Annotated in this window: 11 protein-coding genes; 8 read left to right on the top strand and 3 right to left on the bottom strand. The window is 68.8% G+C overall.

Annotated elements, in window-relative coordinates; all coding sequences use genetic code 11:
* Positions 1-342: 342 nt before the first annotated feature.
* A complete protein-coding gene (locus tag ACWPN3_RS15265) occupies positions 343-1,758 on the bottom strand; it encodes a DUF3422 family protein (protein WP_492261548.1) in 1,416 nt (471 codons plus the stop codon).
* A gap of 277 nt (positions 1,759-2,035) precedes the next feature.
* Here ACWPN3_RS15265 and tldD point away from each other — a divergent pair, with 277 nt between their 5' ends.
* The 4 genes from tldD to ACWPN3_RS15245 all read left to right on the top strand — a co-directional run bounded on the left by tldD (position 2,036) and on the right by ACWPN3_RS15245 (position 5,163).
* Positions 2,036-3,469 (top strand): metalloprotease TldD, encoded by a 1,434-nt coding sequence (gene tldD / locus ACWPN3_RS15260; RefSeq protein WP_109449469.1) that lies wholly within the window; start codon positions 2,036-2,038, stop codon positions 3,467-3,469.
* Between the two features lie 149 nt (positions 3,470-3,618).
* Positions 3,619-4,179, top strand: coding sequence for a polymorphic toxin type 46 domain-containing protein (locus tag ACWPN3_RS15255; RefSeq protein ID WP_492240370.1), 561 nt, complete (start codon positions 3,619-3,621; stop codon positions 4,177-4,179).
* 47 nt (positions 4,180-4,226) lie between these two features.
* Positions 4,227-4,514, top strand: a complete 288-nt coding sequence (locus tag ACWPN3_RS15250; RefSeq protein WP_492240369.1) for an immunity protein Tsi6 family protein — start codon at positions 4,227-4,229, stop codon at positions 4,512-4,514.
* 109 nt (positions 4,515-4,623) lie between these two features.
* Entirely contained in the window at positions 4,624-5,163 is a 540-nt protein-coding gene (locus ACWPN3_RS15245; protein ID WP_492240368.1) for a glycine cleavage system transcriptional repressor, read from the top strand.
* A 13-nt stretch (positions 5,164-5,176) separates the two neighbouring features.
* Here ACWPN3_RS15245 and sugE read toward each other — a convergent pair whose 3' ends face one another.
* On the bottom strand, positions 5,177-5,494 hold the full coding sequence (sugE, locus tag ACWPN3_RS15240) for a quaternary ammonium compound efflux SMR transporter SugE (protein WP_098740076.1): 318 nt from the start codon (positions 5,492-5,494) through the stop codon (positions 5,177-5,179).
* Positions 5,495-5,837: 343 nt separating this feature from the next.
* Here sugE and ACWPN3_RS15235 point away from each other — a divergent pair, with 343 nt between their 5' ends.
* The 3 genes from ACWPN3_RS15235 to ACWPN3_RS15225 are packed head-to-tail and all read left to right on the top strand — an operon-like array spanning position 5,838 to position 10,696.
* Entirely contained in the window at positions 5,838-6,044 is a 207-nt protein-coding gene (locus tag ACWPN3_RS15235) for an FAD assembly factor SdhE (protein ID WP_492261547.1), read from the top strand.
* 55 nt (positions 6,045-6,099) lie between these two features.
* Positions 6,100-9,741, top strand: a complete 3,642-nt coding sequence (gene mfd, locus ACWPN3_RS15230) for a transcription-repair coupling factor (protein ID WP_492240366.1) — start codon at positions 6,100-6,102, stop codon at positions 9,739-9,741.
* Position 9,742: 1 nt separating this feature from the next.
* Positions 9,743-10,696: an ACT domain-containing protein gene (locus ACWPN3_RS15225; RefSeq protein WP_109449485.1), complete on the top strand. Its 954-nt coding sequence runs from the start codon at positions 9,743-9,745 to the stop codon at positions 10,694-10,696.
* Positions 10,697-10,705: 9 nt separating this feature from the next.
* Here the strand turns inward: ACWPN3_RS15225 and ACWPN3_RS15220 are convergent, their stop codons facing one another.
* Entirely contained in the window at positions 10,706-10,915 is a 210-nt protein-coding gene (locus ACWPN3_RS15220) for a hypothetical protein (protein WP_492240365.1), read from the bottom strand.
* Between the two features lie 195 nt (positions 10,916-11,110).
* Between ACWPN3_RS15220 and ACWPN3_RS15215 the strand changes: the two genes are divergently transcribed.
* Complete coding sequence (locus ACWPN3_RS15215) at positions 11,111-13,042, top strand: di-heme-cytochrome C peroxidase (RefSeq protein WP_492240364.1); 1,932 nt, start codon at positions 11,111-11,113, stop codon at positions 13,040-13,042.
* Positions 13,043-13,049 lie beyond the last annotated feature (7 nt).

Here is a 13,049-nt window from a genome sequence, read left to right as displayed (position 1 = left end):
CCCCGCTGGGTTACAAGCCTTTCCTCTCGCCCACCGATTGCCCCATCGACTGCATAGACTTTTCCTCACATTCAGATGAGCCGTGGGAACAAAGGTTGAGCGGAAACAGGGGGCATGCCATGCGGCATTCCGCCGCAGTCCGTTGGACCAGCTGATTTTCTCGGGATTGGCTTCGGGACATGAATGCCAGCGCTCAAGCCCTGGCGCGCAGGATTGTTGCGGCGGCGGTGCGCGACTCAGGAGTTGAGGATGGGCAAGGTCCGGGCGTCCCGCCAGATGCGCGAAGGTGATAGACGGCGCCCCTACCCTTCCCCGCCCGGCTAGGGAGGGTTTGCGGCACCTTCAATTCAGATCGGACAGGGCGGCAACCGCGCCGGTCAATGCCCGCCGACCAGCACCTTGCGAAATCCGCCTGACACCCGACCAGACGAAGGCGATGACGATGGGGATCATCAGCCCGACCAGCAGGTCGGGGTCGATCTTGAGGCCGAAGCCTTTCAAGCCCTTGGCCGCATAGCCGACGATGCCGACGAGGTAGTAGCTGATCGCCACCACCGACAGCCCCTCGACCGTTTCCTGCAGGCGAAGCTGCAACTGCGCGCGGCGGTCCATCGACTGGAGCAGCTCGGCATTCTGCCCTTCCACCGCAATCTCGACGCGGGTGCGCAGCAGCGTGCTGGCTCGCGCGACGCGCTGCGACAGCGAATCGAGCCGCTCCTCCACCGCCTCGCAGGTGCGGATCGCCGGGGTCAGGCGGCGGTCCATGAACTCCTGGACGGTCTGCAACCCCTCGATCCGGATCTCGCGCAGCTCCTCAATTCGCCGCTCCACCAGCTCGTGATAGGCGCGGGCGGCGCCGAATCGGTAGGCGGTCTCGGCGGCGATCTGCTCGGTCTGCGCCGCCAGCAGGGTCAGGCGGTCGAGCAGGTCGCGCTCGTCCTGAAGGCCGCGCAGGCTGGCGATGCGGGTGGTGACCTCGGCCAGCCCGGCCTCGATCGGGCCGATGCGGGGCAGCACGCCGCGCGCCATCGGCAGGGCCAGCAGGGCCAGCACGCGGTAGGTCTCGATCTCCAGCAGGCGCTGGACGACGCGGCCGGTCTGGCGCGGCGTCATCGAATGGTCGGCGACCAGCATGCGGGAGAAGCCGTCGCCATGGATGCGGAAGTCGGTCCAGGCGGTGGCCGACCGGCCGGCAATTCGCGAGCCGACATAGCTTTCGGAGCCGAACATCGCCGCCATCATGTTCGCCGAGGGTTCGGGCGTGTCGGGATCGAGCACGGCGACATGGATGCCGACCAGCAGTTCGCCCGGCAGCCCGGCCAGCCAGTCGCGCGGCAGGGCGTGCAGCGCCGGATCGACGAAGGGATCGACGACGGAGCCGGCCGGCATGGCGCTGGGACGGAAGACCGTCCAGGTCGAGAATTCGGTATGGCGTTCCCACTTCAGGTGGAAGCTGCCGAAGGAGGCGCTGTGGTGGGTGGCGCCCTGCGGCGGACGGACAACGCCGGCCCAGTCGCACAGCGCCTCCAGATGCCGGCGGTCGGCCTCCGCCGCCCCTTCGCCCGACAGCATCGCCAGCATGGTGGCGCGCACCGGGGCGGCCAGCGCCTCCGGCGGGCGGGCATGCACCTCGTTGGTGAGCGTCTGGCGCAGCGGATGATCGCGCAGCGGGCGCAGGCCGGAGATGGACGCACCGGAGCCACCGGGCCCGGCGCGGTTCAGGGTATCGGCTGTCGTCCGCGCCGCACCGTCGGTCATGATCCCCTCCGCCATCCCAGCACCGCCCCCGCTTGGCCGTTCCGTGGCCATCCCCTGGTCTTCCCTGGCCCGTCCGCCGACAGGTTACACAATCGGGCATCGGCGAACTTGCCGGATCGCGCCAGCGTCGCCACACTATAGTCTGTCCGTTAGAACACATCGTACGGTGCGGCGCGAGATCGCCCGCTATGACACTGTGTCCTACCATGGAACAAGGCCGCTACTCCCCGCGGGCCGGGCAGGCCGGGTTCCGCCCCATCACAGGTTCGGAGTTTTCATGAGCGCGCTTGCCGTCACCGACGATCTCTTCTTCAACCGCGCCGGCATGGACCGCGCCCGCGTGGAAGGCGTCGTGCAGGACGCCCTGCACAGTGCCGACGATGGGGAGCTTTATCTTGAATACGCCCAGAGCGAGTCGCTGGGCTGGGACGATGGGAAGCTGAAATCCGCCAGCTTCGACACCACCCAGGGCTTCGGCCTGCGCGCCATCGCCGGCGAGGCAACCGGCTACGCCCATGCCAGCAACCTGTCGGAAGAGGCGATCCGCCGCGCAGCCGCCACCGTGCGCGCCGTGCAGGCCGGCCACGCCGGCACTCTGGCCGAGCCGCCGGCCGGCACCAACCGCGCGCTCTACATCCCCGACAACCCCCTGCACCTCGTCCCCTTCGCGGAGAAGGTGAAGCTGCTGGCCGACATCGACGCCTATGCCCGCGCCAAGGACGAGCGCGTCCGGCAGGTCAGCTGCTCGATCAGCGGCGAATGGCAGGCGGTGCAGATCATGCGCGCCGACGGCGTGCGTGTCGCCGACCTGCGCCCGCTGGTCCGCCTGAACGTCTCGGTCGTGGTGGCCGAGGGCGACCGGATGGAGACCGGCGGCTATGGCGGCGGCGGCCGCGTCACCTACGAACACTACATCCAGCCGGAGACCTGGCGCGGCTTCGTCGACGAGGCGCTGCGGCAGGCTCTGGTCAATTTGTCCTCGGTCCCCGCCCCGGCCGGCGAGATGACGGTGGTGCTGGGCAGCGGCTGGCCCGGCATCCTGCTGCACGAGGCCATCGGCCACGGGCTGGAGGGCGATTTCAACCGCAAGAAGACCTCGGCCTTCTCCGGCCTGCTGGGCCAGCGCATCGCCGCGCCCGGCGTCACCATCGTCGATGACGGCACCATCGAGAACTCGCGCGGCTCGATCAGCGTCGACGACGAGGGCACGCCCGGCCAGTGCACCACGCTGATCGAGGACGGCATCCTGGTCGGCTTCATGCAGGACCGCATGAACGCCCGCCTGATGGGCATGCGCCCGACCGGCAACGGCCGGCGCCAGAGCTTCGCCTACAACCCGATGCCGCGCATGACCAACACGGTGATGCGCAACGGCAACCACAGCCCGGACGAGATCATCGCCTCGGTCAAGAAGGGCATCTACGCCAAGAATTTCGGCGGCGGCCAGGTGGACATCACCAACGGCAAGTTCGTCTTCTCGGCCAGCGAAGCCTACCTGATCGAGGACGGCAAGCTGGGTCCGGCGGTGAAGGGCGCCACCCTGATCGGCAACGGCCCGGACAGCCTGACCCGCGTGTCGATGATCGGCAACGACAGCCGGCTCGACCCCGGTGTCGGCACCTGCGGCAAGGACGGCCAGGGCGTGCCGGTCGGCGTCGGCCAGCCGACGCTGAAGCTGGAAGGCCTGACGGTCGGCGGCACCGCCGCCTGACGCTGCGGCGTCTGACATTTTCCGAGCCTCGATGAAGGGCCGGATCGCTTCTGCGGTCCGGCCCTTTTCGTATTTCGGGCTTGGAGCCGCCGATTGCATTGGTATCGTCAATCAGGAGTTTTTCAACTTCCCGGATTGGACGATCACACATGCATTCGTTTTCGAGAATTTTAAAGGCCGCGACGCTCGCTTTCGGGCTGGCGCTGGCCGCGACCCTTCCCGGCCATGCCCAGACCGCCCCGACCGTTGAACAGGCGGCCGCCGCCAAGGCCCCGGGCGCCAGCGCCGACCAGCTGAACGCCCGCGTCGTGGTGGCGAGCTATTTCTACGCCTCCACCGATCTCACCTCCGCCCGCTATGCCGACGATTCCAAGGGAATCGATTTCTCCAAGCCGCTGGAGGTGATCGACGTCGCCGCCGGCACCGGCTGGTACCAGTATGTCCGCACCGGCTATGACAGCGTCCGCTTCGGCAACTTCTTCTCGCCCGTGGTGACGGCGACGCCCGACTGCCTCGGAATCTCCGGCGCCGGCCGGGCCGAGTACAAGGCGGTCCTGCCCGCCGGCCAGGGGCTGAAGTCGGTTGCCGCCCCCATCGTCGACAGCTGGACCACCCCCGGCACCAGCGTGCAGACGGCGGGCGGCTGCGCCCAGGTCGTGGTGCCGAACAGCGTGAAGGCCGGCGTCACCAGCGGCGGTCTGGTACAGTAACGCCCCGCCGCAATCGCAACCCCTTCCATCGCACCCGGAGCCCCGCCATGTCCGACATCGCCACCACCGACGAACTGCGCCGCCGCATCGCGCAGGCCCAGGCCGGGGTTGCCGTGCTGGCGCGGCGGGAACCGGACAGCAGCTGGCTGGCCAGCATCCAGCGCCAGCTTGACTATGTAGACGGGGCGGCGCGGGATGGGGCCGAGCGGCTCGACCACGCCGACGAGCTGAATTTCGGCCTGCTCGCCTCGCATTATGTCGACGACGCCGACCCGGCGCTGGCGGCGGAGCTTCACACCATCAGCGCCGCGACCCGCCGCCTGTTCGGTTTCTGAGCGCCATTTTGTGCTGGCGTTCCCGGCACCCCGCTTCGATGATCGCCCTTCCGGACGGCACGGCCGAACCCGTGCCCCTCGAGAACAAGATCAAAACGGGAGATGTGCGATGGCGACGGAATCGACCGCTGGGCTGGCCCTGGTTTCCACCTTCTGCCCCGACCGGGTCGGGCTGGTGTCCGGCATCACCAGCCACCTGTTCGACCAGGGCATCAACCTGCGCGACGCCACCTTCGCCTCGCTCGGCACGGGGGCCGAGTTCTCCGCCGTCTGTGAACTGCCCGCCGGCCTGACGGTGGCGGAGGTCCAGGCCAGCCTGTCGTCCCTGAGCGTCCTGGCCGGCGCCGAGGTGAAGGTCACCCCCTTCGCCTTCGATCCCCAGCCGGGCCCGCAGGCGATGGTCACCCACCGCGTCGAGGTGTCGGGCGGCGACCAGCCCGGCCTCGTCGCCCGCCTGTCGGAGATCTTCACCCAGTTCGACGCCAACATCGTGCGGCTGGACGCGCAGACCTTGCCCGACCGCGCCGGCGAGCGCTATGTCCTGCGCTTCTCGGTCTCGATCCCGCCGGAGCGGGCGGAGGTCTGCCTGTCGGCGGTGGCCAACACCGCGGAAACGCTGGGGCTGACCTGCCGGGCGGAGGCGCTGTGAGGGGGCTGCCCCCTCACCCATGCAGGACTTTCAGCCCGACGATCCCGCCGACGATTGCTGCGATGCACAGCAGACGCAGCGCGCCGGCGGGTTCGCCGAACAGCATCATGCCGAGCAGGGCGGTGCCGACCGTGCCGATGCCCGTCCACACCGCATAGGCGGTGCCGAGCGGCAGCGTCTTGAGCGCCGCCCCCAGCAGCAGGATGCTTGCCAGCATCGCCGCGGCGGTCAGCACGCTGGGGACCAGACGGGTGAAGCCTTCGGTGTATTTCAGGCCGACGGCCCAACCGATTTCAAAAAGACCGGCGAAGAACAGCGTGACCCACGCCATGACGGTACCCTCCGTCCTGGAATGGCGGGGTCGTCCCCACCCGGTTGGCCTCTGCAAATCGGCGGGGTCGTCCCCGCGGGCCTGACCGCAGATAGGACAGGCGGCATGCCCAGTCAAGACGGCAGGGTCAAGACGGGCGGGGAATGTTGCATCGCCACGCCGGCCCGTGCAGGATGGGGTTCCTGAATGGTTCCCCCCTTCGCCGCTGGTGGCGCTGGGGGCTTTCGACGTTGGACTGCAATGACCGAAAACGGTACCGCACCGGCTCCCGAGAAGGCCGAAATCGATCGAAAACCGGCGCAAGCGGCTGCGCTTCCGCTCCTGGCACCGCGGCACGCGCGAGATGGACCTGCTGATGGGCAGCTTCGCCGACGCCCATGTCGGCGACTTCGACCACGCCATGCTCGACCGCTTCGAGGCGCTGCTGGAGCTTGGCGATCCCGACCTCTACGACTGGATGTCGGGGCGCGAGCCGGTCCCGGCGGAGCATGACACTGACGTGATGCGCCTGTTGACGGCGTTCCGTTACACACCACGTCAAGGCTCCTGACGGAGCCCGGTCAAGGCTCCCCGACACGCACTTCCCATCTCCGAGGCATCCTCCTTTGGTCAGTTACGATCTCCAGCCCGGCCGCGCCGGCCGACTCCTGATCGGCGGCGCGCCCGAGGGTCATGACGCCCGCATCCTGGCGGAGCTGGCGCAGAAGGCCGGCGGCTACGGCCTGCTGCATGTGGCGCTGGATGACACGCGCTGCGCCCTGCTGGCGGAGGCGCTGGCCTTCTTCGCGCCGAAGCTGGAGGTGCTGACCTTCCCGGCCTGGGACTGCCTGCCCTATGACCGGGTGTCGCCGAACGGCGGCATCGTCGCCCGGCGCATCGACACGCTGACCCGCCTGATCGCCCGGCGCGACGCGGCGGCGAACCGCGACGGCCTGGCGCCGCTGATCGTGCTGACCACGGTCAACGCCGTGGTGCAGAAGGTGCCGCCGCGCAGCGCCTTCAGGAATGCGGTGTTCTCCGCCAAGCTGCGCGACCGGATCGACCTGGAGAAGCTGCAGCGCTACCTCGCCGGCAACGGCTACACCCGCGCGCAGACGGTGCGGGAGCCCGGCGAGTTCGCCGTGCGCGGCGGCATCGTCGACCTGTTTCCGCCCGGCACGGAAGAGCCGTTGCGCCTCGACCTGTTCGGCGACGAGCTGGAGGGCGTGCGCGCCTTCGATCCGATGACCCAGCGCACCACCGACAAGCGGGACAGCGTCGAGCTGAAGCCGATGTCGGAGGTCTTCCTCGACGAGGCCGGGATCGCCCGCTTCCGCTCCGGCTACCGCGAGCTGTTCGGGGCGGTGACCGACGACGATCCGCTCTACGAGGCGATCTCCGCCGGGCGCAGCTATGGCGGGATGGAGCATTGGCTGCCGCTGTTCCACGAGAGCATGGACACGGTGCTGGACTATCTGCCGCGCGGCATCGTCGGCCTGGACCATCAGGCCAACGAGGCGCGCGACGCCCGCATCGCCCAGGTGGTGGATTTCCACGCCTCGCGCGACGGCATGATGACCATCGAGAAGCGGGCGGGCTCCCCGGTCTACAAGCCGGTGCCGGTCGCCTCGATGTTCATCGACGCCACCGGCTGGGACGCGCTGCTGGCGGAACGCGCGGTGGCGCAGCTCCAGATCTTCTCGACGCCCCCCGGCATCAAGGGGACGGTGGACGCCGGCGGCAAGCGCGGCCATGACTTCGCCGAGGAGCGCAACCGCCCCGACGTGAATGTCTTCGACGCGGTGAAGGACCATATCCGCAGCTTGCGCGCCGACGGGCGCCGCGTGCTGATCGCGGGATATTCCGCCGGGTCGCGCGACCGCCTGTCCAACGTGCTGGCCGACCACGGCATCCCCGGCCTGGAACCGGCGGAGAGCATGGAGGATGTCCGCCGCTTCGACCGCGGCATCATCGGCACCATCGTGCTGGGGATGGAGCATGGCTTCACCTCCGCCGACCTCGCCGTCATCACCGAGCAGGACATCCTCGGCGACCGTCTGGTCCGCCCGGCCAAGAAGAAGCGCAAGGCCGCCAACTTCATCGCCGAGCATTCGGCCCTACATGAGGGCGACATCGTCGTCCATATGGACCACGGCATCGGCCGCTACGATGGGCTGGAGACGCTGGAGGTCACCGGCGCGCCGCACGACTGCCTGCGCCTGGTCTATGAGGGCGGCGACAAGCTCTATGTCCCGGTCGAGAACATCGAGGTGCTGTCGCGCTACGGCTCGGAGGACGCCAATGTCCAGCTCGACAAGCTGGGCGGCGCCGGTTGGCAGGGCCGCAAGGCCAGGGTCAAGAAGCGCCTGAAGGACATGGCGGAGGCGCTGCTGAAGATCGCGGCCGAGCGCATGCTGAAGAAGGCCGATCCGGTTTTGACGCCGGAGGGCGTCTATCAGGAGTTCGCCGCCCGCTTCCCCTACCCCGAGACCGACGACCAGCTGAAGGCCATCGAGGACATCTTCACCGACCTCGGCAGCGGCCGGCCGATGGACCGGCTGGTCTGCGGCGACGTCGGCTTCGGCAAGACCGAGGTGGCTCTGCGCGCCGCCTTCATGGTGGCGATGAGCGGCAAGCAGGTCGCCGTCGTCGTGCCGACCACCCTGCTCGCCCGCCAGCATTTCCGCACCTTCTCGACCCGGTTCAACGGGCTGCCGGTGCGCGTCGTGCAGCTGTCGCGCATGGTCACCGCGCGCGAACAAACTCTGGTCAAGAAGGAGCTGGCGGAGGGCACGGCCGACATCGTCGTCGGCACCCATGCCCTGCTCGCCAAGGGCCTCGACTTCAAGCGGCTCGGCATGGTCATCGTCGACGAGGAGCAGCATTTCGGCGTGAAGCAGAAGGAGCGGCTGAAGGAGCTGCGCGCCGACATCCATGTGCTGACGCTGACCGCCACGCCGATTCCGCGCACGCTCCAGATGGCGCTGTCCGGCGTGCGCGAGCTGTCGCTGATCGCCACCCCGCCGGTGGACCGTCTGGCGGTGCGCACCTTCGTCCTGCCCTATGACCCGGTGGTGATCCGCGAGGCGATCCTGCGCGAGCATTACCGCGGCGGCCAGAGCTTCTATGTCTGCCCGCGGGTGGAGGATCTGGCGAAGGTGGCCGAGCGGGTGCGCGAGCTGGTGCCCGAGGTCAAGGTCGTCACCGCCCACGGCCAGATGCCGGCCAGCGAGCTGGAAGACGTGATGACCGCCTTCGACGAGGGCAAGTTCGAGGTGCTGCTCGCCACCAACATCATCGAAAGCGGCCTGGACATTCCCAACGCCAACACGCTGATCGTCCACCGCGCCGACCTGTTCGGGCTGGCTCAGCTCTACCAGATCCGCGGGCGCGTCGGCCGGTCGAAGAAGCGCGGCTATGCCTATCTGACCTATGCGCCGAACAAGCCGCTGAGTTCCACTGCCCAGCAGCGCCTGCACGTCATCGAGACGCTGGACAGCCTGGGCGCCGGCTTCCAGCTCGCCAGCCACGACATGGACATCCGAGGCGCCGGCAACCTGCTGGGCGAGGAGCAGTCGGGCCAGGTGCGCGAGGTCGGCGTCGAGCTGTACCAGCAGATGCTGGAGGAGGCGGTCGCCAGCGCGCGGGCCTCGATGCAGGAGGGGGCGGTCGCCGCCGCGGCGGCGCAGGAGTGGGTGCCGCAGATCAACCTGGGCACCCCGGTGCTGATCCCGGAAAGCTACGTCCCCGACCTGACGGTGCGGCTGTCGCTCTACCGCCGCATCGCCGATCTGGTCGACCGGGCCGAGGTGGACGGCTTCGCCGCCGAGCTGATCGACCGCTTCGGCAAGCTGCCGGAGGAGGTGGAGAACCTGCTGGACGTCGTCACCGTCAAGCGCTGGTGCAAGCAGGCCAACATCGACCGGGTCGATGCCGGGCCGAAGGGGCTGGTGCTGGCCTTCCACGACAATTTCTATGCCGAGCCCGCCAAGCTGCTGACCTACATCGCCCAACACCTGACGCTGATGAAGCTGCGGCCCGACCACAAGCTGGTCTATGTCCGCGAATGGCCCGATCCGCAGGCCCGCGTGCGCAGCGTGCAGAAGCTGGTCAAGGATCTGGCGGAGATGGCGTCGGGCGGCGGCGTGCCGCGCGGCGAGACCCCGCCGCCGCCCCCTCCCCCGCCGCCGCCCAAGCCGACCGGGGCGAAGATCGCCTCGCGCTTCGGCACGCCGTCGCGGTTCGGCCGTCCGACCGGGCGGCGCTGAGATGGATGAGCTGATCCGCACCGTGTCGCTGGCCCGCCGTCTGGCCATCGGCGACCGGCGTGCAATGGGCGATGCCCCGTCGGTCGCCGACGAGGTGGCGGCCGACCGCGGCAAGCTGGCGGAACTGGTCGGCTGCCTGTTCGACGGGAACGCCAGCGTGCGCATGCGCGCCGCCGACGCGCTGGAACGGGTGTCGCGCGGCAATGCCGGCTGGCTCGACCCCTATGTCGAGCATCTGCTGACCGATGCCGTCGCCATCGAGCAGGCGGAGGTGCGCTGGCACATCGCCCAGATCGTGCCGCGCCTGACCATGACGGAGGAGCAGCGCCACCGCGCCGCCGTCCTGCTGGCCGACTGGTTCGAGAACAGCCCGAGCCGCATCGTCCAGACCAGCGCCCTGCAGGCGGTGGTCGATCTGGCCGAATCGGACGCGGACTTGCGCGCCACTTCGGCGGAGATGCTGGGCCGCGCCATGCGCTCCGGCGTGCCGTCGTTGGCCGCCCGCGCGCGGCGCATCCTGAAGCCCTTCGAGGTGGACGAGGCGACGCTGACCGCGGCCCTGGTGCGCGAGCAGACCGGCCTGACCCTGTCGATCCTGCCGGAACGGCTGGCGGTGGCGCAGTTGCCGCCGGGCAGCGGCCTGCCGGACTGGCTCGACTGGACCGACCCGCTGGTCGGCGCCACCCGCACCGGCGAGGAGCTGTCGATCCTCTGCCGGGAGGAGCGCGTGCCCGACGGGGTGAAGGCCGAGCGCGGCTGGCGCGCCTTCCGGGTGGAGGGCGTGGTCGATTTCAGCCTGTTCGGCATCCTGGCCCGCATCGCCGTGCCGCTGGCCCAGGCCCATCTGCCGATCTTCGCGATCTCCACCTACAACACCGACTATGTGCTGGTCCGCGCCGACGACCTCGACAAGGCGGCGGACGTGCTGGCGCTGACCTGCACGGTGAAGCGGTAGGGGCGGCCGTCAGGCGCCGCCGCCCTCCCGCCGGCTTTGCTCGGCGATCTCCTCGCGCTCGCCCATCTCCTCCCACTTCTTCTGGACAGGCTTGTCGGGATCGCCGGCGGCCTTGCCGGTCTCATCGACCAGCTTGTCCTCGATCTGCTGGGCGGCTTCGGAAGGGGCGTCAGACTGGGCGTCGGAGGTGCGGGAGGCGGGGCGGTCTTCGGTGGCCATGGCGGCGATCTCCGGATTTTTGCTGAACACACGAACGGTTCCGTCCTGATAACGGCATGGCCGGCCCGGCGGTTCCGCTCCGGTTTCAAAAATTGCATGTAGAAAAGAAATACAATTTTTCTGTTGCTCGGGCTCATTTATCACAGCGACAGTGGGGTCATTGACCATCAACCCACGCGCGTGGAGGTTACGCCCATGAATGCGTCTCGCCTGTCGATTGTGGCAGCGGTCGGCCTGCTGCCGCTGACTTTGCTCGGCGCCTGTGCGCCGGCACTGCCGACACCGGCCCCCACCAAGGAGGCGGTCTGGCTCGACCAGAACTGGAAGCCGGGCGAGCGCTATTGGTATCACCATGCCAGCCAGGGCACCTCGACCTTCCCGATCCCCTATTCCTGGTTCACGGCGCTGGAGCAGCCGGACATCCGGGTCTTCGGCGAGCCTAAGATGCTGGCGGACGAATCGTACCTGCAGCAGTTCGGCTTCATCCCCAGCCCGAAGCGGCTGGGCGGCGCCACGGCGCGCGATTACGGCTATGGGGCAGAGCCCGGCTCGGCCAAGGCGGTGCTGGCCGCCTACAACCAGTCGGAGGACGAGGTCAACCCGGACGGCCTGCCGGTCGGCTTCGCCCGCACCAAGGGCTATGTCGACCCGACGACCGGCCAGTCGCTGCCCGACCAGATCGGCCTGACCTGCGCCGCCTGTCACACCGGCCACATCGAGTATAACGGCGTCAGCCTGCGCATCGACGGCGCGCCGGCCGTCATCAACCTCGATGCGCTGACGGCGGCGCTGGGCTATTCGCTGGCCTACACCAAGGTCCTGCCCGGCCGGTTCGACCGCTTCGCCGACCGCGTGCTCGGCCCCACCCGCACCGCCGAACAGACGGCCGCCCTGCGCGAGCAGTTCGAGCAGACGCTGACCACCCTGGAGACCCTGGCGAAGCGCGGCGCGGCGCAGAGCGGCAATCCGGCGGTCACCGAGGGCTTCAACCGTCTGGACGCGCTGACCCGCATCGGCAACACCGTCTTCACCAATGACCTGCTGAACGGCAAGGTGGAGTTCGACCCCTTCACCAACGTCGCCGCCATCACGGCGCCGGTGAAGTATCCGCACATCTGGAACGCGTCCTGGTTCGACTGGGTGCAGTATGACGCCTCGATCATGCAGCCGATGGTGCGCAACGCCGGCGAGTCGATGGGCGTGGCGGCGCGGGTGAACCTGTCGAACCCGGACCGCAAGCTCTATGCCTCCTCCGTGCCGGTCGACAATCTCTACAAGATGGAACAGCTGCTGGCCGGCCCGAACCCGCTGGCCCGCAAGCCGGACGGCAGCGTGACCGGGTTCCAGGGGCTGACCGCGCCGAAATGGCCGCAAGCCGTTCTGGGCACCGTCGATGAGACCAAGCGGGCACGCGGCGCGGGCCTGTACCAGGAGCTGTGCCAGGGCTGCCACCTGCCGCCGGTCGATACCCCGGCCTTCTGGGATGCGAAATACTGGACCAAGCCGAACGCCGCCAAGCAGAGCTATCTGAAGGTCACGCCGATCAATGTCGGCACCGACCCGGCCCAGGCCAACATCCTGCAAACCCGGACGGTGCAGCTGCCGGCCTTCCTGAAGGTCGATCCCGCCAGCCTGTGCAACGGCAAGCCGGGCGAGCCGGTCACGAAGACGACTTTCGCGGCGGCGCTGGGCTACGTCGTCCAGAAGACGGCCGAGACCGCCTATGACGAGAACAAAATCCCGCCCGCCAAGCGGGAGGAGATGAACGGCTTCCGTCCGAACTGCCTCCAGGCGGAAGCCGGCTACAAGGCCCGTCCGCTGGACGGCATCTGGGCCGCCGGCCCCTACCTGCACAATGGCTCGGTCCCGACGCTCTACGACCTGCTGTCGCCGCTGGAGGAGCGGCCGAAGAGCTTCTGCCTCGGCCTGCGCAGCTTCGATCCGGTGAAGGTCGGCTACCGCACCGACTGCGCCGACGGCACCTTCACCCTCGACACCAAGATCCCCGGCAACACCAATGTCGGGCACCAGTTCGTCGGGTCCGGCGTCGCCGGCAGCGGCATCATCGGCCGCGGCCTGTCGGAACAGGAGCGGTGGGATCTGGTGGAATATCTGAAGACCCTGTAACGCCTGT

This window comes from Azospirillum sp. UENF 111221, assembly GCF_058780625.1.
This window is presented reverse-complemented; position numbering and strand designations above follow the sequence as displayed.

What these genes read in the sequence shown, in the direction of transcription:
- ACWPN3_RS15265 (WP_492261548.1), bottom strand. Translation starts at nt 1,758, where the DNA reads ATGACCGACGGTGCGGCGCGGACGACAGCCGATACCCTGAACCGCGCC.
- tldD (WP_109449469.1), top strand. Translation starts at nt 2,036, where the DNA reads ATGAGCGCGCTTGCCGTCACCGACGATCTCTTCTTCAACCGCGCCGGC.
- ACWPN3_RS15255 (WP_492240370.1), top strand. Translation starts at nt 3,619, where the DNA reads ATGCATTCGTTTTCGAGAATTTTAAAGGCCGCGACGCTCGCTTTCGGG.
- ACWPN3_RS15250 (WP_492240369.1), top strand. Translation starts at nt 4,227, where the DNA reads ATGTCCGACATCGCCACCACCGACGAACTGCGCCGCCGCATCGCGCAG.
- ACWPN3_RS15245 (WP_492240368.1), top strand. Translation starts at nt 4,624, where the DNA reads ATGGCGACGGAATCGACCGCTGGGCTGGCCCTGGTTTCCACCTTCTGC.
- sugE (WP_098740076.1), bottom strand. Translation starts at nt 5,494, where the DNA reads ATGGCGTGGGTCACGCTGTTCTTCGCCGGTCTTTTTGAAATCGGTTGG.
- ACWPN3_RS15235 (WP_492261547.1), top strand. Translation starts at nt 5,838, where the DNA reads ATGGACCTGCTGATGGGCAGCTTCGCCGACGCCCATGTCGGCGACTTC.
- ACWPN3_RS15225 (WP_109449485.1), top strand. Translation starts at nt 9,743, where the DNA reads ATGGATGAGCTGATCCGCACCGTGTCGCTGGCCCGCCGTCTGGCCATC.
- ACWPN3_RS15220 (WP_492240365.1), bottom strand. Translation starts at nt 10,915, where the DNA reads ATGGCCACCGAAGACCGCCCCGCCTCCCGCACCTCCGACGCCCAGTCT.
- ACWPN3_RS15215 (WP_492240364.1), top strand. Translation starts at nt 11,111, where the DNA reads ATGAATGCGTCTCGCCTGTCGATTGTGGCAGCGGTCGGCCTGCTGCCG.